Genomic DNA, 22,398 nt, shown 5'->3' on the forward strand with positions numbered 1-22,398 from the left:
GACGCCGGCAGCCCCGTTCGACCGTCCCGGTCGGGAATCAGTGGTCGTTGTCGCCGTACAGGACGACGCCGCGCAGGTTCTTCCCGTCGTGCATGTCCGCGTAGCCCTGGTTTATGTCCTCGAGCTTGTACGTGGTGGTGACCAGTCCGTCGAGTTCGAGTTGCCCGCTGCGGTACAGATCGAGAAGCTTCGGGATCTGCGAGCGAGGTCCGACACCCCCGAAGATGGCACCCTGCAGGCGTTTCTGCAGGAGAGTGAGCTCGAACAGGCTCAACGTGACCTGGGTGTCCGTCGCCGCTCCCATGCCGGTGACCACGACCTGCCCACCCTTGGCGGTCAGCCCGAGCGCAGGTGCGATCATGTCGCCGTGGATCTCGCCGACGGTGATGATCGTGACCTCTGCCATTGCGCCCCAGGTGATCTCGCCGATCACCGGAGCGGCCTCCTCGATCGACGCGAAGGTGTGGGTGGCACCGAATTCGACGGCCTTGTCGCGCTTGAACTGCACGGGGTCGATCGCGACGACGTGCCGCGCGCCCGCGTGGGCGGCGCCCTGGACCGAGTTGATGCCGACACCGCCGACACCGATCACGACGACCGTGTCGCCGACCTGGGTGCCGCCGATCGCCGTGGCCGAACCCCATCCGGTGGCCACACCGCAGCCGAGCAGTGCCGCCTTCTCGAGCGGAATATCCTTCTCGATCTTGATGACGGATGCTTCGTTGACGGTGACGTACGGCGCGAACGTGCCGAGCAGGCACATCTGGATGACCGGTTCGCCGCGCAGGCTCACCCGATACGAGTTGTCTGAGATCGCCTGGCCGGTGAGCAGACCGGCACCCATGTCGCAGATGTTCTGCAACCCCTTCGCGCACGAACGACAGCGACCGCAGGCCGGGATGAACGCGAGGACGACGTGGTCGCCCTCCTCGAGGTTCGTCACGCCCGGCCCGACCTTGGTGACGACGCCCGCGCCCTCGTGCCCGCCGAGGACCGGATAGAACGGCAGGGGCGTGGCGCCACTGCGGAGGTGTTCGTCGGAGTGGCACAAGCCGGAAGCCGCCAAGCGGACCTGCACCTCTCCGGCCACCGGGTCGCCCAGGTCGATCTCGTCGATCTCCCACGGCTGACCCGTCCCCTTCAATACTGCGGCCTTGATCTTCACGAACCCTCCATCCGATACCGATGTGGCATGCGTCACCAGTGAGTGAAACAGGACGGCCCGGGTTCGGCAGCAGATTCGAGGAAGCGTTTCCCTCGGGCCGAGTTGCCGATACAGTCAGTAACAGTAATTTGCATCACGAAGGGTTCGCCGCATGATCCACGTCCGGCACAGTGCCGTCGCAACAATCCCCGTCGATGTGGCGTTCTCCTATGTGGACGACCACCGCACGGTCCCCGAGTGGATGTTCGGGGTGAGCCGGTTCGAACCGGTCGGGGCGCAGGTCAACGGGCTCGGCGCGGTCTTCGACGCCGCGATGCAGATCGGGCCGAAGAGCCTCGATTCCCGCCTCGAGGTCGTCGAATGGGAACGCGACCGCGTCATCGTGCTGAGCTCGATCTCGGGTTTCCGCACGTCGTCGAGCTGGAGCTTCACCGACCTCGGCGACGGTCGCTCGCAGCTCGACGTCGACTTCGGATACGAACTTCCCGGTGGTCTCGCCGGGCGCGCGCTGGGAATGCTCATCGAACCGGTCGTGGGCACCGCCGTCCGCCAGACCGAACGGGATCTGCGCACGCGCCTCGGACAACTGACCTGATCAGAAGTTTCCGCGCGCGGCCTGCTCCCGCTCGATCGCTTCGAACAAGGCCTTGAAGTTGCCCTTGCCGAACCCGAGCGATCCGTGCCGTTCGATCAGTTCGAAGAACACCGTCGGCCGGTCGCCGATAGGTTTGGTGAAGATCTGCAGCAGGTAGCCGTCCTCGTCGCGGTCGACGAGGATCCCCCGCTTCTGCAGTTCACCGATCGGTACCCGCACCTGTCCGATCCGGGCCCGCAGTTCGGGGTCCTCGTAGTAGGCGGGCGGAGTGGCGAGGAATTCGACGCCCTCGTCGCGCATCCGATCGACGGCGGCGAGGATGTCGCTCGTGGCCAGTGCCAGGTGCTGGACCCCGGGACCGCGGTGGAACTCGAGGAACTCGTCGATCTGCGAGCGCTTCCTGCCGACGGCCGGCTCGTTGAGCGGAAATTTGACCCGGTGATTGCCGCTGCACACCACCTTGCTCATGAGCGCGGAGTACTCCGTGGCGATGTCGTCACCGACGAACTCGGCCATGTTCACGAAACCCATGACCCGGTTGTAGAAGTCGACCCATTCGTCCATGCGGCCGAGTTCCACGTTGCCGACCACGTGATCGAGAGCCTGGAACAGGTTGTGCGGCGGATCGTCCCGCTTGCGGTAGGTCGACGTCCTCACCACATACCCGGGCAGATAAGGCCCGGTGTAGCGCGAACGGTCGACGAGCGTGTGTCGTGTCTGCCCGTACGTCGCGATCGCCGCGACCCGCACCGTGCCGTGTTCGTCGGTGACCTCGTGCGGTTCCTCGAGGACGGTCGCGCCGCATCGGCGAGCGTGGCCGATGCACTTGTCGACGTCGGGCACCTGCAGCGCGATGTCGACCACCCCGTCACCGTGCACACGATGGTGCTCGGCGATCCGACTGTCCGGATCGACCGCGCCCTCGACGACGAATCGCACTGCACCACTGGTCAGTACGTACGAGTGCCGGTCGCTGTTCCCGGTCGTCGGGCCGGAATACGCGACGAGATCCATGCCGTACGCGGACTGGAGATAGTGGGTGGTCTGCGTGGCGTTTCCGACCGCCCACACAACGGCATCCCACCCACCGACAGGGAAGGGGTCACGATCGGGATCGTGTTCGACGAGACCGATCAGTTGCCTGAGCGTCTCGGGGTCGAGTCGCGCGAGCTTCTCGCTGTCGGTCAGCGTGTACTCGAGGGTCATGGCGGATTCCTCCTGCAACAACGCCCGGGGTGCCGACGGTGCGGCCTGTGTCCTCAGGAGAACGCGCGCGCGGGAACTGTGCAATCGCGAGCCGTGCAGGTGGTCGAACTGCCTGGAACCGGCGGCCTCGACCCGATCCAGCTATACAATCGGTACAGTTTCGCCCGCGATCGGGAGGACGGGGCCGTGCGCTCAGCCGTGCAACTGGACGAACTGGACTTCGCACTGCTCGAGGCACTCCACGACGATCCGAAAACCGGTGCGCTGGAGTTGTCCCGGCATCTGCGGGTCGCCCGCGCAACCGTGTCGGCGCGTCTGCACCGCCTGGAGGAATCGGGACTCGTCGCCGGGTACGAACCGCGAATCGACCTGGCGGCGGCGGGGTTCGAGGTCCAGGCGTTCGTGACGATGGAGATCGCACAGGGCGCCCTCGAAACCGTCACCGGGGAACTCGAAGCGATCCCGGGCGTCCTCGAGGCGTTCGTCACCACCGGGTCGGGCGACATCCTGTGCCGCATCGCGGCCATGTCGCATCGGGGACTGCAGCACACCCTCATCGAACTGAACCGCTCCGCGGTGATCACCCGGTCGACGAGCGTGATCGTGCTGTCCGAACTGGTTCCGTACCGCACGATGCCGTTGCTGCGCACCCTGGAACCCGGCAGGGCGGCCAAGGCACCCGCCTACCGCCGGCGATGAGGTACCTGCCCCCGGACGGTCTGTTCCGTATGAAAGCCAGGAAAGGAGGATCGGATGAAATTGACGGTGACCACATTCGTCTCGATCGACGGGGTCGCGCAGGGCCCCGGCGGACCCGACGAGGATCGGAGCGGGGGCTTCGACCGTGGCGGCTGGGTGGTGCCACTGTTCGACGACGACACCGGCGCGTTCATCGCCGAGTTGTTCGGACGGGTCGACGCGTTCCTGCTCGGCCGGAAGACCTACGACATATTCGCCGCGTCGTGGCCGAATTCCACCGACCCGGACGACGTCGTCGCCGACCGGCTCAACACACTGCCCAAGTACGTCGCTTCGACCACCCTGAAAGATCCACCGTGGGGGCCGACCACTGTGCTGGACGGCGACATCGCCACCGCCGTCACCGAACTGAAGGCCCGGCCCGGCCGCGAACTTCAGGTGCACGGCAGTATCGATCTCGTGCGCGCCCTCCACGAACACGATCTCGTGGACGAATACAACCTGCTGACGTTCCCCGTTGTCGTCGGCCAGGGCCGCCGGCTGTTCGCCGATCACGGCCTCGATACCGGCATGACGCTCGTCGAGACGCGCAGTACGAGCACGGGCGTGATCATCGCCGTCTACCGGCGAGCGGGGCGTCCCGAGTTCGGCACGATGGAAGTGGAGTGAATTCGATCCGGTCGGGAACTCCGAGGCGACAGCAGACCGCGAGTTCGTGCTCACCCCTCCATGAGCACGAAACCTCTTGGCTTACAGAACTGCCGGCGATCCTCGGTGACCGTCGGACGAAACCGAGATCACTGTTCCCGACCGGATCCGCCGATCGGCCGGTCCCCTGCACCGGCCGACCGGACATCTTCCGGTGGATGTTCTCTGTGGATGCTGAGTCTGCGTCGATCAGCGGTACGAGTAGTCCGAGTACGACGGGATATCGTTCACGGCCGACATGGCTGCCGCGAAGACCACCACGTAGAACACGACCAGCACGACGAGGAAGATCACCCACAGAAGCAACGCGATCCTGCCGAGTCGCTTCGCACTGTCCGACGCCGCCTGCGCACCCGCATAGTCGCCCGTCGCCCACAACGGGTACACCTTCGCAGCGTGCGAGAACGCCGAGAACGCCAGCGGCCAGAAGAAGATCAGTGCCGCGACTGCCCATCCGGTGTTCTGGGACGGTAGCGCCGGGCGGATCTGCTCGACGGGAGCGTACTGGAATCCGCCGGGCCGAATGTTCTGAACCTGATGAGTCATCTCGCCTCCGTGAGCAGCCGTGTTGTCGTGTCGTCTGTCGGCCGGATCCCTCTCCGTGAACCCCACCTGACGATGAGATGCAGCGGCGTGGCGAAATGTTCCCGGGCTACCGCCCGGTGTGCCTTTTCGGCGGCTCCGAGCCCCAAAAGGCACACGGCACGGTCAGGCGGCCATGGTCGGCGCGATCGCCTCCATCTGCTCGAGCACCAACTTGATCGCAGCGGGCTGCCGATCCGGCGGGTACTTGTAGCGGGTCAGCAGGCGTTTGACCTGCGACCGCAGTTTCGCCTTGACGTCCTCTCGTACCTTCCAGTCGGTCTTGACGTCGCGACGCATCACCCCGACCAGTTCCCGGGCAATCTGGGCAAGGGTGTCCTCGCCCATGTCGGACAGCGCCGACTCGTTCTGGGCGACGGCGTCGTAGAACGACAGTTCGTGGTCGCCGAGCGGCGGATCGAACCGCTGGCCGCGCTGCGACTCCGCCTGCACTTCCTTGGCGACCTCGACGAGCGCAGCGATCACCTCGGCGGAGGTGAGCTGACTGTTGGTGTATTTGATCATCAGTTCCTGCAGCTTCTGCGAGAATGCGCGCTGCCGGACGAGGTTGTGGCGGGCGACCTTCCGGGATTCCTCGGCGACGAGTTTGCGGAGCGCCTCGATCGCGAGGTTCGGATTCTTCGCCTGCAGGGTCCGTTCGAGGAAGTCGGCGTTGAGGTCGGCCAGCGACGGCCTCGGCATACCTGCCGCGTCATAGATGTCGAGCACCTCACCGGACTCGACGGAGGCCGCCATGAGCGCCCGCAATGCCCGCTTGACGTCCTCGGGTACCGCGACGCCCCGCGCCTGCCGGTCGGCGGCGTCGAACTTCGCCATGTACACGCGAACTTCCTCGAAGAATCTCGCATCCCGGGCGAGCGGTCGCACATCTTCGTGGCCGCTGCAGATTGCCCACAGCCGCGACAGTTGCGATGCGTGCTTGCGGTACCTCGCGGCGAGGGTGTCCTGGCCTTGCTCGACCTTGTTCTCGGGGTTCTGTGGATCCCGCAGGTAGGCGACGGTCGCGAGCACGATGTCGAGCCAGCCGCGCTGACCGGTGGCCGCGCGGTGTGCCTGCCAGTCGAAACCGTGCAGCATGTTGCCGAGAATGGTGAGGGTGTTCTTCACGGCGTCGACGGCTTCGGCGACGGGCCGGCCGAGCGGTTTGGTGGTGCGGTCCGACGCCGTGTACTCGGCGAGCGCGTCGGCGAGATTGTCCGCCACCGGCGCATATGCGACGAGCAGACCGTCGCGTTTGCCGCGGAAGGTGCGGTTCACGCGCGCGAGGGTCTGCATCAGCAGTGCACCCTTGAGCGGCCGGTCCAGATAGAGGGTGTGCAGCGGCGGCGCGTCGAAACCGGTGAGCATCATGTCCTTGACGATCACGAGTTCGAGTTCGTCGTCGATGTCCTTGATCCGCTTCTTGATCGCAGCGTTCGCGGAATCACGTCGGACGTGGTTGCTGATCGGCGGGGTGTCTGCGGCGTCGCCGGAGTACACGACTTTGATGCGACCGGTGGAGATGTCGTCGGAGTGCCAGTCCGGCCGCAACGTCACGATCTCGTTGTAGAGATTGGCGCAGATCTCGCGGGTCGCGCACACGATCATCGCTTTGCCGGATGCGGTCGGATTGTCGTCGGATCCGACGAATTTCGCCATCTCGGCTCGGCGGTTCTCCCAGTGTGCGACAAGGTCACCGGCGAGCACCTTCAGCCGCGCCGGCGTCCCGTACACCGCGTTGATCACGGCGACGGACTTCTCGATGCGGGCTCGTTCGGTGTCGTCGAGTCCCGCGGTGGCCTCGTCCGCGGACGCGTCGATCTGCTCCTCGGTGACCTCACCGGCGAATGCCACTTTCACGAGCCGGCTTTCGAAGTGCACGGGCACCGTAGCGCCGTCCTCGACGGCGCGGGTCAGGTCGTAGACATCGATGTAGTCACCGAACACGGCCTGAGTGTTGCGGTCCTCGAACGAGATCGGCGTTCCGGTGAAGGCGATGAGGGTTGCGTGTGGCAGTGCGTCGCGCAGGTGGCGGGCGTAACCGTCGAGGTCGTCGTAGTGGCTGCGATGGGCCTCGTCGACGATGACGATGATGTTGCGGCGATCGGAGAGCTGGGGATGACTCCGGCCGGTTTCGCGTTCCTCGCGGCTCTTGCCGAATTTCTGCAGGGTCGTGAAGTAGATACCGCCGGTGGTGCGTCCCGACAGTTCGCTGCGCAGCTCTTCGCGGCGACGGATCTGCCGGGGATGTTCCGGTAGCAGCCGGGACCGCGAAAAACCCTCGTAGAGCTGGCCGTCGAGTTCGTTGCGGTCGGTGATCACCACGATCGTCGGATTGGCGAGCTTGGGATGGCGGATGACCTGATTCGCGTAGAGCTCCATCTCCATGGACTTGCCGGAACCCTGCGTGTGCCAGACGACACCCGCCTTGCCTTCGGATTCGACCGCAACGACGGTGGAGCCGACGGCTTTGGCCACGGCGAAGTACTGGTGTGGCTTCGCGATTCGCTTGACGAGACCGTTCTCGCTCTCATCGAACGCGGTGTAGTTGCGGAGCAGTTGCAGGAACCGTTCCTGATTGAACAATCCGAACAGGGCGACGTCGAGCGGATGGTTGTCGCCGGTGAACTCCACCGGCTTCCCGTCGTCGTCGACGTTCCACGGCGAGTAGTGCTCGAAGGGCGTGAACGGGGTGCCGTAGGCGGCGCTGATGCCGTCGGAGACGAGTCCGATCACCGCGTACCGGAACGCCAGCGGGAACTCGCGCAGATACGTCCGGAGCTGGGCGTGCGCGTCTGTGAGACCGGCATATTCACTTCCGGCGTTCTTCAGTTCGACGACGGCGACCGGCATTCCGTTGAGGTAGAGCACGAGGTCGAAGCGCCGCTCGTAATCCCCGCGGATCACGGTGACCTGGCTCGCGGCGAACCAGTCGTTCTCGTCGGGGTCGGTCGAGAGCAGACGGATAGTGGGGGTGACCGCGATACCGGTGTCGTCGACGTACGACACGGCCCGCAACCCCTCGGTGAGATGGTTGTGGATCGCCCGGTTCTCGGCGATGGCATCCGTGGAGGTGGCGGTGCCGATGAACGCGACCGCCTCGTCGACCGTGCCGGCGGGCAGTCCGGGATTGAGCGTGGCGATCGCCGTGCGCAGTCGCGCCGGGACGAGCAGATCGTCCCACGACATGCGTTCACCGGTTCCCGGAGCGATGTCGCTGCCGGGCAGGTGCTGCCATCCGAGCTCGCCGAGAGTGTCGAGGGCCATGTGCTCCCACGACGATTCGGTGAGCCCGCCGGTGAAGTCCAGAACGTCTGCCATGACAACAACTTAGAAGGTCGACACCCCAGGAGCGAGACTGCCGATCGATAACCGGGGTTATCAATCGGAAACTGTCCCGCGGCCGAACCTGGACCGACGATCGAATCGTTCCGTTCCCAGCCCAGGAGGTCGCCGTGACCACTCATTTCGCCCCGGCACCCGTCGAGTTCGACCAGCCGGCCGACAGCCGGTTCTGGCCCGGCTTCTCGGTGGGCGTATGCGCGGCGACGGTGGTCGCGGGAGTGATCGCGACCGGCGCGCTCCTCGCCGATCGGATACCGACCACCAGCGTGTTCGAGATGAACGGCACGCTCACGGTCATCAGCGGCTCCGCGGACAGCACCGTCTCCGCTTTCGAATGCGTCGGCGACCACGGCTTCGACGACATCGCACCCGGCACCACGATCTCGGTGTCCGACGGAGCCGGAGCGGTCCTCGGCGTCGGTCCGCTCACCCGCAGCGTCCGCGAGGGCAACTTCTGCACGTTCTTCTTCGCGGTGCCCGATGTCCGACGCGGTGCGTCCGACTATGCCGTGCGGATCACCCACCGCGGATCGGTGTCGTTCGACGAGACCGATGCCAAATCCGGCGTGCATCTCACTCTCGGCAATTGATCCGCGTCGCCTCCCCTTCTACGAAACGAGTTGTGCAATGACCACTCCCCAGCAGCCTGATCCCCGCATCCAGCCTCCGAACTACGTGCCTCAGCAGCCGGGCGGATGGCAGCCCGCCGCCGGATTTCCGCCGGCGCAGCCGCCGAAGAAGAAGAGGAAGTGGCCGTGGATCGTCGGCGGTATCGTCGCGGTCTTCGTCGTCGCCTCGATGGCCGGCGGCGAGGACGACAATCCGTCGGGTTCGGCGAATTCGGACAACCCGGCCCGGGTGGTGGATGCGCCGGCCGCCGCGCCGGTGAAGGACAATACGCCCGCTGCGATGAACACCCCGGTCCGTGACGGCAAGTTCGAGTTCGTCGTCACCGGCGTGGAGTCCGGCTTGGCGTCGCTCGGTGACAACCCGTTCCTCGCGGAGGAAGCGCAGGGGCAGTTCGTGATCGTCACGATGACGGTCACCAACATCTCCGATGCACCGAAGGGCCTGAGCCCGAGCGACCAGAAACTGATCGACGCGCAGGGACGCGAATTCGGTCCCGATACGTCGGCAGCGTTGAACCTCGACACGGACGTCGCGTTCTGGGACGAGATCAACCCGGGCAACACGGTGACGATGCCGGTCGTGTTCGACATGCCCGCCGGCGCAGTCCCGGACGCGATCGAACTGCACGACTCCATGTTCTCGGGTGGCGCGACCGTCTCCCTCCGGTAGCCACCCGCAGCCGCCGGTGCGCCCGAGAGGGGTCGGGCGCACCGGGGGCGCATCCCGTCCCGTGTCTCCTTTTGGCGGTCCCCACCGCCACAAAGGAACACCACACGGGCCTCGTTTCCCGAAAGGACTTCGACAATGAGCGACGACAAAACCCCCGCTCCGGCAGGCTGGTATCCGAACCCCGATGGTGGACAGCGCTTCTGGAGCGGGTCCGAGTGGCTCGACCTGCCCGACCCCGATACGGACGGCAAACCGAAGCGGCGAATCCCGAAGAAGCCGATACTCATCGGCCTTGCCGTACTTGTACTTGCGGGTGCGGGCGGAACGGTGGCATGGAAGGTCAACCACGACGCCCAGGTCGCAGCTCAGGTTGCCGCGGCGGAGGAAGCCGCGAACCGGGAGACCGAACGCGTCGCAGCGGAGAAGGCCGAGCAGGAGAAGCGCGAGGCCGCCGAACGCCTCTCCCGACAGCTGAGTGTCGCGCAGATCGAATCGAGCATCGAAACGATGGCGAACGAACACGTCGACAAGGGCATGTTCGACGGGCCGGTCCTCAACGTGAGCTGCTCCCCCACCAACGGCGGTTCCACCGACAACCTCACCGAAACCACCACGGTGTTCGAATGTTTCGTCGCTACCGAAGATATCGGGGACGGGCGCATGCGCGGGTACAAGTACCACGCGACGATGAACTGGTCGACCGAGGAGTTCACCTACGGCTTCGGGGCGCCGTGACCGGGCGACCAACTCCGACGGTCGAGGCGCCTACATCGCGGCGCGTACTCCGGCGATGTAGGCGGCAGCGTCGAAATCCTCGATCAGCGACTTCTGGATCATGAATCCCTGGACCACCCCCAGCACGACCGGCGCGACCTCGGTGGCCCAGGTACGCGAATCGACTCCGGATGCAGGCGGATTCTCGACTGCCCAGGCGGCGAGCATGTCGATCACGGATTCGCGCATCCGGGCGAACACGGCGCGAACGAGGTCACCGATCTCCGGATCGATGCTCCCCTCCGCCCACACCTGCAGGACGGCGCTGCCGAGGGAACTCTCGTCCAGGTTCCTCAGTATCGCGGCGACGATGTCCCCCAGGCCGCCGACCTCGGACCCTCCGATGGAAACGAGAAGTGCGCGCCGATCGCCGAGGACGTGGTCGGCGACGGCGACGAGGAGTTCCTGCTTGCCGCCGAAGTATCCGTAGATGGCGCCGGCGGACAGGCCGGATTCGGTGATGATGTCGGCCATCGTCGTGCTGCGGTAGCCCGAGCGCGTGAAGCAGCGCAGAGCTGCGTCGATGATCTCGGCACGCCGAGCAGCGCGGTGCTCCTGACTGACCCTGGGCACGACCGGTTCCCTTCCATCCTCTCGGGGCTGTTGACAAGCACCTTATCCGAGGCATTTTATAGAGAACGAATATTCGTTTTCTCTTGGAGGGTTTCCATGAGCGCCACCCCGGCAACATCGGGCAGCACACCGGTTGCACGCGCGATCGCGCTGGCGGTCGGCGCCGCCGCAATCGTCGGAATCGTTCTGCTGGCCTTCACGTGGCCGGCCGTCACATCGGAACCCCGCGACCTTCCGGTTGCGGTCGCAGGCCAGGAAGCAGCGGTCGCGCAGATCCCCGGCGTCGTCACGGCCCAGGCCGGCGACACGATCGCGCCGGCTCGCGTGACCGACCGCGCGGCCGCGGTCGACGCCATCGAGCATCGGGAGGCCTACGGCGCGATCGTGCTCGGTTCGGCGCCCGGCGACGCCCTCGAGGTCCTGATTGCCTCGGCCGCGAATCCTCAAGTCGCCCAGATGCTTCAAGCGATGGCCGCGCAGATGGGGCAGCGGACCGGAGCGGCCGTCACCGTGACCGACGTGGTGCCGTTCGACGGCGCCGATCCGCGCGGCGCGAAGATGTCGGCAGCCGCGTTCCCGCTGGTGCTCGGTGGAATGGCGGGAGCTGTGATCATCTCGGTTGCGATCGCCACGGCACTTCCCCGCGTAGCGGCACTCGCGGCGTACGCGGTCGCTGCCGGGTTGCTGCTCGCCGGCATCCTCCACAGCTGGTTCGGCGGGCTGCACGGCAGCTACTGGGTCAACGCCGCCGCGGTCGGGTTGACGGTGGTCGCTATCTCGGCGCCGATCGTCGGGTTGCGGAGTCTGCTCGGCATGCCCGGCATCGGGGTCGGCGCGGTACTGATGATGCTGATCGCGAATCCGATCTCCGCCGCCACGATGCCGGTCGAGTTCCTCGTCGGCCCCTGGGGCGCGGTCGGGCAATGGTTCCCGCCCGGCGCGGGCGCGACCCTGCTGCGTGAACTGTCGTACTTCCCCGACGCGAACACCGCGTTCCCGTGGACGGTCCTGGCCATGTGGGCGGCTGCAGGCGTGCTGCTGACGTGTATCGCCGCTGCGCGGGAATCGAAGGCCGACGACGAGGTCCCGGAACTCGCGACCGTCGAATAGCCGGAGTTGCGCTTCAGGTTGGTTGAAGCTCGATGATGGCGAGGTGCAACCTTCCGAACTGATGTCGATCGGGGTCTTCGCCGGGCGTTCGGGTCTGACCCCGAGTGCGCTGCGGTTCTACGCCGACTCCGCGCTACTGCTACCGGCCGAGGTCGATCCCGTGTCGGGTTACCGCTTCTACCATCCCGAGCAGCTGCCCCGGGCCGACATGCTCCGGCAGCTCCGCGAGATCGGCATGCCATTGGCGTCGGTCCGAGCGGTCCTGGACGCGGGACCGGAAGAGGCGGCTCGGATGATCGACGATCACGTCGCGAAAGTGCTCGGCGATGCCACCGCGGCGCGACGCCGGGCGGCCCGCCTTACGGCGACGCTCACCGATACGGCCGCCGCCGTTCCGATCGCCACGTTGAAGGGGCCGGTGCTGGCCGACGCGGTCGAGCAGGTCTCGAGCGCCACGGCGCGCGAGCCCGCAATGCCGGTACTCGACGGCATCCACATCGAGGCCGGCCCGCACGCGATCACCCTGACCGCAACCGATCGGTATCGGCTCTCGACGCGCACCCTGGTGCCCGAGGAACCGATGGCTTCCAGCTGGTCCACAACGGTCGATGCAGGAGACCTGCGGTCCGCGGTCGCCGAGATGCGCCGCTGCACAACGGTGCGCGTGGAAGCATCGGCGCGCGGAATCCGGCTGCGGGCGGTGGAGCGCGAGGATCAGCACTGCAGGCTCGTCGCCGAACCGTTCCCCGACTACCGGGCGATGCTCGCGGATCTGCCGGAGCCCACCACTCGTGTGACCGTCCCCAAGAACGTGCTGCTGCGGGCGCTCGAGGACAGTGCCGGCGAACACATCACGCTGACCGTGGCCGACGGCGTTTCCGAATTCCTCACCGGCGACGAACAATCCCTCGGTTCACTGAACGCCGAAGCGACAGGCGCGGATCTCCGAATTTCGTTTCAGCTCACGACGTTCTACCCGGCGATCAGCACCGCAATCGGACCCGACGTGATGTTGGACCTACGAGGATGGGACCTGCCCGTCACGGTTCGCTCCGCCGACCGCGGTGATCTCACGACCCTCGCAATGCCCATCGACCCCGGCCACACCGCCTGACCAATCCCGAGGAGCACCCGATGACTGTCTCCGCCGAATCCGACCCGACCATGGATGCGATCGCACACGCCGTCACCACAGGACGAGCCGGCGACGCCGCGGCCGCCCGAGAACACTTGCTGGACTTGTGGTCCGAGATCGGCGTCCTGGGCGACCCATTGCACCGCTGCACACTCGCGCACTACCTGGCAGACCTCTACGCCGATCCCGCGCAAGCCTTGACCTGGGACATACGCGCCCTCGACGCGGCCGATGCCGTGACCGACCAACGAGTGCAGGAACACCACGCAGGCCTGCACGTCGCCGGCTTCTATCCCTCGCTGCACCTGAACCTGGCCGACAACTACCGACGACTGGGTTCTTTCGATGCTGCCGCCGGTCACGTCACCGCCGCCCGCGAGCACGCCCCGAACCTGCCGGACGGGCCGTACGGCGACACCGTTCGGGCCGCCATCGACGAGGTCGCCGATGCCATCGACCGGAGGGACCGCACGCGACGCGTCTCCGCACCGGGTGCTACCGGCTGACACCTCGAAGTTTCAGCGCACCACGCCGAGTACCCGGCTTGCCATGTGCGCCATGCCGGCGGCGTTCGGATGCAGCGGGCTCGACGACGGACCGGCCTCACGTCCCTCGAACCATCGTTGCCCTGGTGCGGCACAGGCGTCATGCCCTTCTGCGCCCGCAGTGACGTCGACGAACTCGGTACCGGACGTCGCTGCCGCCGTGGCGAGGACTCCGTTCATCATCGCGAAGAAGCCTTTCGCCCAGACAGCGTCGGCGTTGCTGATCGGAAGGTTCGGCCAGCATCCGCGATCTCCGAAGATTCCACCGTGCCCGACCAGCACGATGCGCGCGGCGGGCGCCTTCATCCTGATCGCGGCAAGTGTGGACCAGACCTTCGGTCCGAGTCCGGCGAGCGCGGACAGCGCCCGGTCGCTGACTGCCGGATCGTTTCGGCATCCGGCGTCACCGCCAGGTGCAGTGGCATAGCACTGGGAAACCAATGTGGGCCAGTTGATGTCGTTGCCACCGATACTGAGCGTCACCAGTGTGGCGTCCGAGGGCATCCGTTCGATCTGCGGGAGCACCACCCCCATCGACGTCGGCTGCGGCGTGTTCGTCACATGCTCGGTGCGGGCTCCGGTGCACGATAGGTTGAGGAACGACGCCGCACCGACTCCCTGGGCGACAAGCGTCGGATAGCCGAGGTTGGAGCGGCCGCACCCGTTGGTCTGCGCGGTCCGGTCGAGAGAGGGGCCGGCGGCCCGCGAATCCCCCAGCGCGACGTACCGCACACCACCGCTCGCAGGAGCCGCCGAGACGGGGGCCGGAAACGCGAACGAGACGGCGGCGGTAGTCGCGACGACGGCGGCGGTGACGGCGGCGCGGAGTCCAACGGGCTTGCTCATGATCAGCAGTATCCGTGACGGCTGCCGTGACAACATGGAGATCGGGTGACGTGTTTCTGTGTCGTGGAACAATGAGGATGGGTCGTCGCACCTGCACGCGCCGACGACCTCGCATCGCGCGCATCTCCGACGGGGTGCGGCCGACGCCACCATTCGCCGTGTGGGCGTGGACTTTTCCGAGCGAACGATACATTCACTCGATCTGAAGAGCTGAGCGATACATTCGCTCGGGCGCGGGCGCCACCACCCTCCGACATCGGCACGCTGACCGCGGCACGTGAACAGCACTAGAACAGCCGTTCGAGTTGACCGCCCCCACTCCGCGTGGCACCATCCCAAGATCACCTGAAAACAGGTCGACCCCGGCCGGTGCGCCAACACCGATCCGGGGTCTGGGCACACGACAGACAGGACTGTCATGCACCGTAGGCTGGATTCTATCCACGCGCCCGATCGAGGCGCGCACCGACGAGCGACTCCGCTCGACCCCCTGTCGACGTCCTGACGCTTCCGCTCCCCGACCCCGCCGGTCGAGGAGCTACAGGCGTTTCCTCCACGGTATGCACGAGGGCCGTTCCGGTGACCGAGGCATGACCGTGTCCGTCGCTACCCTCCCGTAGTCCGACGTCAGCGCATCGCCGCTGCGGGTCTTTCGGCCACGGAGCCGAACCCGAAACCGACAGGGCACCAGTACCTTCAGCCTCCACAGCTGGTGGTGGAGCACCCGATCGCACGGGTCGACACGCACGACCGGGTCCAGCCGAAGCCACACGTCACCACCGACGTGGGGCCAGAAGTGCTGGCCGAGACGGTCTATCGGGGCATGGCGACCGGGCAGCGTTGGGGAAGGGGCCGAGCAGACTCAGGGACCCGTAGGGTCTCCGATCGGTTCAGGGCAGCCGCCCTGACATTCAGCCGTGCAGGATCAGGGCTGCGCACCTCTCGCCGATCATGATCGCGGGCGCGTTGGTGTTGCCACCGGTCACACTCGGCATGATCGATGCGTCGGCAACGCGCAGTCCGTCGATTCCGCGAACTCGAAGCTGCGGGTCCACGACCGCCCGCTCGTCGACCCCCATCCGGACCGACCCGACCGGGTGATAGACGGTGTGGATACGGTTGGGCAGTTCTTCGCGCAACGCTGCTTTGTCGGTGAATTTCGCACCCGGAATGAGTTCGCCCTCGTTGTCGCCGGTTCCCGCCATGATCTCGCGGACCATGTTGATGCCCTCGAGAAGCACTTCGGTGTCCTTGGGCACCGTCAGATACGCCGGATCGATGAGGGGTGCGGCCGTCGGATCTGCTGAAGCCAATCGGACGGTCCCCCGGCTCTCCGGGTAGATGAGGGCCGGGAAGACGCTTTGACCTGGTTTTTTGCTAGCAGGAACGACTCGCTTGTCGGAGTCTTGATTCGGCGACGGATATACCCAGTAGAGGCTGAGTAGTTGCAGGTCGGGAATCTCGCGCGCATGGGAGGTGCGCACGAAGGCGACCGATTCGAATGAGGAACCAGCCGCCCACGACGATCCCGGACGGACCCGTTCGGCCGCCAGTCCACGCATGAAGTACGGCGCCGTCGGCCTGCGCAACGCTGATTTCATCTTGAACGACAGGGGGACGAAGAGGTGGTCGTGGAGGTTGTCGCCCACCGGCAGATCTGCGTGGACGACGATGCTGTGCTCCTTCAGGTGCGCGGCAGGACCGATCCCGGACAGTTGCAGAATCTGAGGCGACCCGTACGTGCCGGCCGATACGACGACCTCGCGCGACGCTCCGATCACCTGCTTGCCGCCCTCGACCAGGATTTCCACGCCTGTCGCGCGGGAGCCCGCGATGACGATCTTCGCCACCGTCACATCCGTTAGCACGGTGAGATTGGGCAACGGATCTTCGTGCAGGTAGCCCTTGGAGGTGGAGTACCGCAGACCTTTCGAAACACTCTGTTGAAAAACTGCGACACCTTCCTGGCTCTCGCCGTTGTAGTCGTCGAGCTTCGGCACACCCAGGCGCGTCGCGGTGGCGTCCATGAACGCGTGCGCCGCGTCGGTGATGGTGTGCTGACGGGTGACCTTGATCGGACCGCCGGACCCGCGCAATGCGCTCGCGCCGTCCTCCCAGTCCTCCATCCGCTTGAAGTACGGCAGGACGTCGTCGTAGGCCCAGCCCGTGCAGCCTTCGGCGGCCCAGTCGTCGAAGTTCTTCTTGTTGCCTCGGACGAAGAGCATCCCGTTGACCGAGCTGGATCCGCCGAGGATCCGGCCGCACGTCATCGGGATCCTACGGTTGAGCGCGTTGCGCTGCGGCGTCGACTTGTAGCCCCAGTCGAACAGCTTTTTCAGCTGCGGCGTCGAGTGCATGACGTTGATCGCACCCGGGATCTGGAAAAGCAACTTGGCCCAGCCCTTGTTGTCCGCTCCTCCCGCTTCGAGCAGCGCGACGGACGCGCCGCTTTCGGCGAGCCTGCGCGCGACCACACAGCCCGCGCTGCCCGCTCCAACAACTACGTAGTCGGCCTCGGTCATGTCTGTGCTCCGTACGCGACTCGACGCAAAAGGACACCCGAACACAGGGTATTCGCTCTGCACCGCCGGCAACACCGTCACGACGTTGCGGAATGAGGGAGATGCAGCGATTCGTGAGACAGAATCGGCAGTCCATCCGGACCGGACATCCGCGTCCGGTCGTTCTGCTATCCGTCGACGATGGACCGAAGCTTATCGATCTGTGCGATTCTCTCCGACGAATCACCATGGAGGAACTTGACATTGAGAGTGGTCGCACCGGACTCCGCAAAGGCCGCGACTCGCTCGCGTACGTAGCTTTCCGGACCTATCAACGAGATGGCCCGGACCAACGCGTCCGGCACCGCCGCAGCAGCTTCGTCCTTCTTCCCGTCCAAGTACAGGTCCTGGATGACCTTCGCCTCGGCCTCGTACCCGTAGCGGCACGCGAGGTCGTTGTAGAAGTTCTTTCCGCGCGCGCCCATACCGCCGATATACAGCGCAAGCGTGGGTTTGACCAGGTCCAACAGGTGGTCGACGTCGTCGCCGATCGCCAGTGCCGGGCTCGCATAGATATCGAGGGCACCGAGAGAAGGATCGCGCAGCGCGCGTCCCTTACCGAGCGATTCGCCCCACACATCGTGTGCGCGTTCCGGGTTGTAGAAGACTGGTTGCCACCCTTCTGCGATCTCCGCCGTCAAAGCCACGTTCTTCGGTCCGAGCGCGGCGATGACGATCGGGATGCGTTCACGCACCGGATGATTGATGATCTTCAACGGCCTCCCGAGTCCGGTTCCCCGATCCGGGGGCAGCGGAATCTGATAGTGCTTGCCGTTGTGGATCACCGGTTCGCGCCGCCACACCTGGCGGCAGATGTCGACGAGTTCACGGGTACGACCCAGCGGCGCGTTGTACGGCACCCCGTGGAACCCTTCGATCACCTGCGGCCCGGAAGCGCCGATGCCGAGCACGAACCGGCCGTCGGACACGAAGTCGAGGCCGGCCGCGGTCATCGCCATCAGCGACGGGGTACGGGTATAGATCTGGAAGATGCCCGATGCGAGCTGCACACGTGACGTTTTCGCAGCGAGGTATCCGAGTTGGCTGACGGCATCGAACGAGTACGCCTCGGCCATGAAGATGATGTCGAGGCCGGCGCGTTCGAGATCGGCGACCTCGGCGACGGTCTCGGCGAATCCGCCGCTGTAGGTGATCATCGTTCCGATGCGCATCGAGAAGTTCCCGTCCAATTGTGCGGTGCGGTCCTGGGATCCGCATGCCACGATCTACGTTCGCAGTTCAGCACCTGGCCGGACGCGACACAAGGACGCATCGCCGATGGGTTTCATCGCCGCTACCTATGTGACGGTGGTGGTTGTCCGGCCTTCCATGAACGAAAGGGCACCCACAGGCCATTTCGGAATGAGCTTCGACGTGGTAGATGACGTTCGAGGCCCGGTCGGTCGGTGATCGAGCGACTTGGGAAGATCCCCGGAGTGAAACGCGGTCCAGGCGACCGGAATGCTCACGAAATTCGCCTGGACCGTCTGTGCCGCGGTCCGCGGAAGCCCGTTCCGGACCTCCCACCCGCAAACTACTGCGAGTTCTGGTCTTGGGCCGGTGTCTGACCCGTCTGGCCGGTGCCGCGGATCTTGCGCCACTGGGTGGTGACGACGTACTTGACGAGCAGACCGTAATTGCGGAGCTTCTCCATCGTGAATCCTTTCGGGGCTGAATTGCATGTCGAACCGCGTGGATTCTACGGGCCGTCCGCATCGTTTGATCGATTCGATCAAATATTGATTCAAGTAACTGCAACAGGACATTTCACGGTCGCGATCACTGGGCATCGTCACAATCACCGAGCGCCGGACGCCGCGCTGTCGTGGTCGCCTTCGTCGCAGGAATCGTCGCAGTGATCGTCAAGCCGTCGAAGTCGAGAGTTCCACCGGCCGTGCCCAATGCGATACAGGCGAGTTGGTACACGGACCCGCAGAACCCGGCGATGGTGCGCTACTTCGACGGTTCGATGTGGACCTCGCAGACCAACCTCGCGCGCAGACCCCGTCTCGTAGCTCTCCAACCGCCGACAGGCCTCACTGATCGAGTGAGACGAATCGTGGAGGGGCGACCGCGCGAACCACGAACACGGCCTGTTCCCACTTTCAATATATACACGATTCGCGGCCCTCATGAGGCCCCGATTTTCGGTCCATAATCGCCCGCAGAACGCCGGAACCAGCGGGGAAGGGCATGCGGCATGGACTATGTACTGGGCTTCGAGGAGATCGGCCGGACGCAGATCGAGGTGGTCGGCGGCAAGGGCGCGAACCTCGGGGAGTTGTCGCGCATCGACGGCGTTGTCGTCCCGGAGGGCTTCTGCGTGACGACCGAAGCGTTCCGCCGTGTCGTCGACGGCGCGCCGTCGCTCGACGCACTGCTCGATCGGCTCGCGGACCTCTCGTCGGACGATCGGGAGCAGATCGGTGCGGTGAGCGCGCAGGTCCGACGCACGATCGAGGAGTGCGGCGTCCCGGACGAGGTGTCGGCGGAGATCGAGCGGTCGCTGTCGCGGCTCGGCGGCGACACCGCGTGCGCCGTGCGGTCCAGCGCGACCGCCGAGGATCTGCCGTCGGCGTCGTTCGCCGGGCAGCAGGACACGTACCTGAACGTCACGGGTCCGGACGAAGTCCTGAAGCACGTCCGCCGATGCTGGGCATCGTTGTTCACCGAGCGTGCCGTCACCTATCGGCTGCGCAACGGGATCGACCACCGCAGGGTACACATGGCGGTGGTCGTGCAGCGGATGGTGTTCCCGGAGGCGTCCGGGATCATGTTCACAGCCGATCCCGTCACCTCCGATCGGACGGTCGCCTCGATCGACGCCGGGTTCGGTCTCGGTGAGGCGCTGGTGTCCGGCCAGGTGAACCCGGATGTGTACACGGTGCGCGACGACGTCGTGATCGGCAGGAAGGTCGCAACCAAGCCATTTGCGCTGCACGCCGCGTCGTCGGGTGGGACCCGGATGCAGGAGGTCGCGCCGGAGCGGCAGAACGAAGCGGTGCTGACAAACGAGCAGATCGTGCGGCTCGCGCAGTTGGGCCGCCGGATAGAAGCGCATTTCGGCTGCCCTCAGGACATCGAGTGGTGCCTGCTCGACGACGGATTCCGGGTCGTGCAGAGCCGTCCGATCACCACGTTGTTCCCGGTTCCAGAATCGGACGACGGCAAGAACCGCGTCTACGTCTCGGTCGGACACCAGCAGATGATGACCGACGCCATGAGGCCGTTGGGAATTTCCTTGTGGCAGATGACGAGTACAGCTCCGATGCGGCACGCCGGTGGGCGGCTGTTCGTCGATGTCACCGAGCGGCTCGCGTCCCCGACCGCCGGCACCGCTGTGGTGGCTGCGCTCGGCAAATCCGATCCGTTGATCGGGGATGCGCTGCAGACCGTTCTCGACCGGGGCTTCGTCCCGCAGCATCCGGACGACGAGCCGAAGGCTGCACCGATGTTCGGCGCCGCGGACCCGATCGACACCGATCCGGCGATCGTCACCGAGCTGATCGCGCAGAGCGAGGCCTCCCTCGCGGTGCTGAAACGCGACATCGCGACGAAGACCGGGACGGAACTGATCGACTTCATCCGGGCCGATATCGGGGAGCTGCGGCGAGTGCTGTTCGACCCGCGCGGCTACCAGGTGCTCGTGGCCGGAATGAACGCCGCCGACTGGCTGAACGATCAGCTCTTCGACTGGTTGGGTGAACAGAACGTGGCCGATGTTCTGACGCAATCGGTTCCGAACAACGTGACGGCAGAGATGGGCTTGGCGTTGCTGGATGTGGCCGACGCGATCCGGCCACATCCACAGGTCGTCGCGTTCCTGCAAAACGGCGAGGATGCGGGTTTCGACGACGACGCGTTCCTCGACGAACTGGAAAAGCTCGACGGGGGTCGCGAGGCACGCGTCGCGATCGAGGACTATCTCGACAAGTACGGCGTGCGCTGCGTCGGCGAAATCGACATCACCCGACCCCGTTGGAGCGAATCTCCGACGACACTCGTGCCGCCGATCCTGGGAAATATCAAGGGTTTCGGGACGGGCGAGTCCGCTCAGCGCTTCCAGCAGGGCCTCCGAAACGCCGAGCAGAAAGAACACGAGGTGCTGGAACGCTTGCGAGCCTTGCCCGATGGGGACAGCAAGGCCCGCGAGACGAAGCGGATGATCGATCACGTCCGCACGTTCACGGGGTATCGGGAGTACCCGAAGTACGGCATGGTGAGTCGCTATTTCGTGTACAAGCAGGCGCTGTTGCGCGAGGCCGACCGCCTCGTCCGGGACGGGGTTGTTCGCGACCGGGAGGACATCTTTTATCTGCGGTTCGACGAGCTCGCCGAGCTCGTTGCGACGCAGCAAGAGCGTGGCGAGCTGATCGATGAGCGGCGGGAGGAGTTCCGCTCGTACCGGTCGCTGGCAGCACCGCGCGTGCTCACCTCCGACGGCGAGGCTCTCACGGGGGCGTACCGACGCGAGGATCTTCCGGACGGTGCGCTCGCCGGAATGGCCGTGTCGTCCGGGACCGTCGAGGGGCGTGCCCGCGTCGTCCTCGATATCGCGCACGCCGACCTGGGGGCGGACGACATTCTGGTCACCGCCTACACCGACCCGAGCTGGACGCCGCTCTTCGTTGCGATCAAGGGACTGGTGACAGAGGTGGGTGGCCTGATGACGCACGGTGCGGTGATCGCACGGGAGTACGGATTGCCGGCAGTCGTAGCGGTCGAGAACGCGACCCGGCTGATTCGCGACGGGCAGAGGATTCGGGTGCACGGGACGGACGGGTACGTCGAGATCCTCAGCGAGTGATCTGCCCTCTGTTCGGCCAGAGCCCGGCATACCAAGACCCCTTGGTAGATTCGCTCTCATTGTTCGTGCTTGAACTCACCAAATCGAGCACGGTGCGCGAGCCCAACCATAGATTCGTCAACTGCCTCCTCCCAAGGAGGACTCCGAGAGGACATTCGATGTACACCGTCGTAGGGGAACACCGCGTGATTTCTACGAACGACCCCGCGTGTGAGATCTATCCGGGAGTGTTCGTCGTGAAGGGACGAGGTGGGGTCCTATCGCCGTATTCGGGGTTGGCACAGTTCGGTCCTCCGTGCGAACCGCTGCCGGAAGGAACACAGATTGTGTTCGACATTTCGGAAAAGCAACTCGAGGAAGCCATCCAGTACGCCGAAGCCATTCATCGCCCAAGCTTCCTCGAGCGACGACAATCTCGACGCCGACCGCCTGACTTGCACAGATTTAG

20 protein-coding genes are annotated in these 22,398 nt (G+C 65.5%); 12 read left to right on the forward strand and 8 right to left on the reverse strand.

What is annotated here, in order from left to right:
* Positions 1-37: 37 nt before the first annotated feature.
* Positions 38-1,165 carry an NDMA-dependent alcohol dehydrogenase gene (locus A8G15_RS12030; protein ID WP_068159343.1) on the reverse strand — a complete coding sequence of 376 codons (1,128 nt, stop codon included), beginning with the start codon at positions 1,163-1,165 and terminating at the stop codon, positions 38-40.
* A 151-nt stretch (positions 1,166-1,316) separates the two neighbouring features.
* Between A8G15_RS12030 and A8G15_RS12035 the strand changes: the two genes are divergently transcribed.
* Entirely contained in the window at positions 1,317-1,760 is a 444-nt protein-coding gene (locus A8G15_RS12035; protein ID WP_068159346.1) for an SRPBCC family protein, read from the forward strand.
* Here the strand turns inward: A8G15_RS12035 and hppD are convergent, their stop codons facing one another.
* Positions 1,761-2,966, reverse strand: a complete 1,206-nt coding sequence (gene hppD, locus A8G15_RS12040) for a 4-hydroxyphenylpyruvate dioxygenase (protein ID WP_068159348.1) — start codon at positions 2,964-2,966, stop codon at positions 1,761-1,763. It abuts the gene before it with no gap.
* A 186-nt stretch (positions 2,967-3,152) separates the two neighbouring features.
* On the opposite strand from hppD, the gene A8G15_RS12045 reads away from it, so the two are divergent.
* Both A8G15_RS12045 and A8G15_RS12050 read left to right on the forward strand, forming a co-directional pair.
* A complete protein-coding gene (locus A8G15_RS12045; protein ID WP_068159388.1) occupies positions 3,153-3,665 on the forward strand; it encodes an Lrp/AsnC family transcriptional regulator in 513 nt (170 codons plus the stop codon).
* 54 nt (positions 3,666-3,719) lie between these two features.
* Positions 3,720-4,334, forward strand: coding sequence for a dihydrofolate reductase family protein (locus A8G15_RS12050; RefSeq protein WP_068159349.1), 615 nt, complete (start codon positions 3,720-3,722; stop codon positions 4,332-4,334).
* Between the two features lie 228 nt (positions 4,335-4,562).
* Here A8G15_RS12050 and A8G15_RS12055 read toward each other — a convergent pair whose 3' ends face one another.
* Together A8G15_RS12055 and A8G15_RS12060 are read right to left on the reverse strand one after the other, a co-directional pair.
* A complete protein-coding gene (locus A8G15_RS12055; RefSeq protein ID WP_082899836.1) occupies positions 4,563-4,919 on the reverse strand; it encodes a CD225/dispanin family protein in 357 nt (118 codons plus the stop codon).
* Positions 4,920-5,081: 162 nt separating this feature from the next.
* On the reverse strand, positions 5,082-8,276 hold the full coding sequence (locus tag A8G15_RS12060) for a type I restriction endonuclease subunit R (RefSeq protein WP_068159358.1): 3,195 nt from the start codon (positions 8,274-8,276) through the stop codon (positions 5,082-5,084).
* Between the two features lie 134 nt (positions 8,277-8,410).
* Between A8G15_RS12060 and A8G15_RS12065 the strand changes: the two genes are divergently transcribed.
* From A8G15_RS12065 to A8G15_RS12075, 3 genes are all read left to right on the forward strand, one after another.
* Positions 8,411-8,890, forward strand: coding sequence for a hypothetical protein (locus A8G15_RS12065; protein WP_068159360.1), 480 nt, complete (start codon positions 8,411-8,413; stop codon positions 8,888-8,890).
* A 37-nt stretch (positions 8,891-8,927) separates the two neighbouring features.
* The gene (locus A8G15_RS12070; RefSeq protein WP_068159362.1) at positions 8,928-9,599 is read left to right on the forward strand and encodes a DUF4352 domain-containing protein; all 672 of its coding nucleotides are present in this window, start codon (positions 8,928-8,930) and stop codon (positions 9,597-9,599) included.
* A gap of 135 nt (positions 9,600-9,734) precedes the next feature.
* Positions 9,735-10,334, forward strand: a complete 600-nt coding sequence (locus tag A8G15_RS12075; RefSeq protein WP_068159365.1) for a DUF2510 domain-containing protein — start codon at positions 9,735-9,737, stop codon at positions 10,332-10,334.
* A gap of 30 nt (positions 10,335-10,364) precedes the next feature.
* Here the strand turns inward: A8G15_RS12075 and A8G15_RS12080 are convergent, their stop codons facing one another.
* Complete coding sequence (locus A8G15_RS12080; protein ID WP_068159367.1) at positions 10,365-10,946, reverse strand: TetR/AcrR family transcriptional regulator; 582 nt, start codon at positions 10,944-10,946, stop codon at positions 10,365-10,367.
* A 96-nt stretch (positions 10,947-11,042) separates the two neighbouring features.
* On the opposite strand from A8G15_RS12080, the gene A8G15_RS12085 reads away from it, so the two are divergent.
* From A8G15_RS12085 to A8G15_RS12095, 3 genes are read left to right on the forward strand one after another with little or no spacing between them, the layout of a single operon-like run.
* The gene (locus A8G15_RS12085) at positions 11,043-12,056 is read left to right on the forward strand and encodes a hypothetical protein (RefSeq protein ID WP_068159368.1); all 1,014 of its coding nucleotides are present in this window, start codon (positions 11,043-11,045) and stop codon (positions 12,054-12,056) included.
* Positions 12,057-12,099: 43 nt separating this feature from the next.
* A complete protein-coding gene (locus tag A8G15_RS12090; RefSeq protein ID WP_156665356.1) occupies positions 12,100-13,170 on the forward strand; it encodes a DNA polymerase III subunit beta family protein in 1,071 nt (356 codons plus the stop codon).
* A gap of 20 nt (positions 13,171-13,190) precedes the next feature.
* Positions 13,191-13,697 carry a hypothetical protein gene (locus tag A8G15_RS12095; protein WP_068159369.1) on the forward strand — a complete coding sequence of 169 codons (507 nt, stop codon included), beginning with the start codon at positions 13,191-13,193 and terminating at the stop codon, positions 13,695-13,697.
* Between the two features lie 12 nt (positions 13,698-13,709).
* Here A8G15_RS12095 and A8G15_RS12100 read toward each other — a convergent pair whose 3' ends face one another.
* From A8G15_RS12100 to A8G15_RS12110, 3 genes are all read right to left on the reverse strand, one after another.
* Positions 13,710-14,582, reverse strand: coding sequence for an SGNH/GDSL hydrolase family protein (locus A8G15_RS12100; protein ID WP_068159392.1), 873 nt, complete (start codon positions 14,580-14,582; stop codon positions 13,710-13,712).
* A 911-nt stretch (positions 14,583-15,493) separates the two neighbouring features.
* Entirely contained in the window at positions 15,494-17,104 is a 1,611-nt protein-coding gene (locus A8G15_RS12105) for a GMC family oxidoreductase (RefSeq protein ID WP_068159370.1), read from the reverse strand.
* A 167-nt stretch (positions 17,105-17,271) separates the two neighbouring features.
* Positions 17,272-18,315: an LLM class F420-dependent oxidoreductase gene (locus tag A8G15_RS12110; protein WP_068159393.1), complete on the reverse strand. Its 1,044-nt coding sequence runs from the start codon at positions 18,313-18,315 to the stop codon at positions 17,272-17,274.
* Positions 18,316-19,037: 722 nt separating this feature from the next.
* Here A8G15_RS12110 and A8G15_RS32505 point away from each other — a divergent pair.
* The 3 genes from A8G15_RS32505 to A8G15_RS31445 all read left to right on the forward strand — a co-directional run.
* Entirely contained in the window at positions 19,038-19,301 is a 264-nt protein-coding gene (locus tag A8G15_RS32505; RefSeq protein WP_082899834.1) for a DUF2510 domain-containing protein, read from the forward strand.
* Between the two features lie 42 nt (positions 19,302-19,343).
* A complete protein-coding gene (gene rph / locus A8G15_RS12115; RefSeq protein WP_068159371.1) occupies positions 19,344-21,950 on the forward strand; it encodes a rifamycin-inactivating phosphotransferase in 2,607 nt (868 codons plus the stop codon).
* 158 nt (positions 21,951-22,108) lie between these two features.
* The coding region (locus A8G15_RS31445) for a hypothetical protein (protein WP_211270152.1) at positions 22,109-22,398 on the forward strand (290 nt) is incomplete at its 3' end.

The organism is Rhodococcus phenolicus, assembly GCF_001646785.1.
Lineage (GTDB): Bacteria > Actinomycetota > Actinomycetes > Mycobacteriales > Mycobacteriaceae > Rhodococcus > Rhodococcus phenolicus.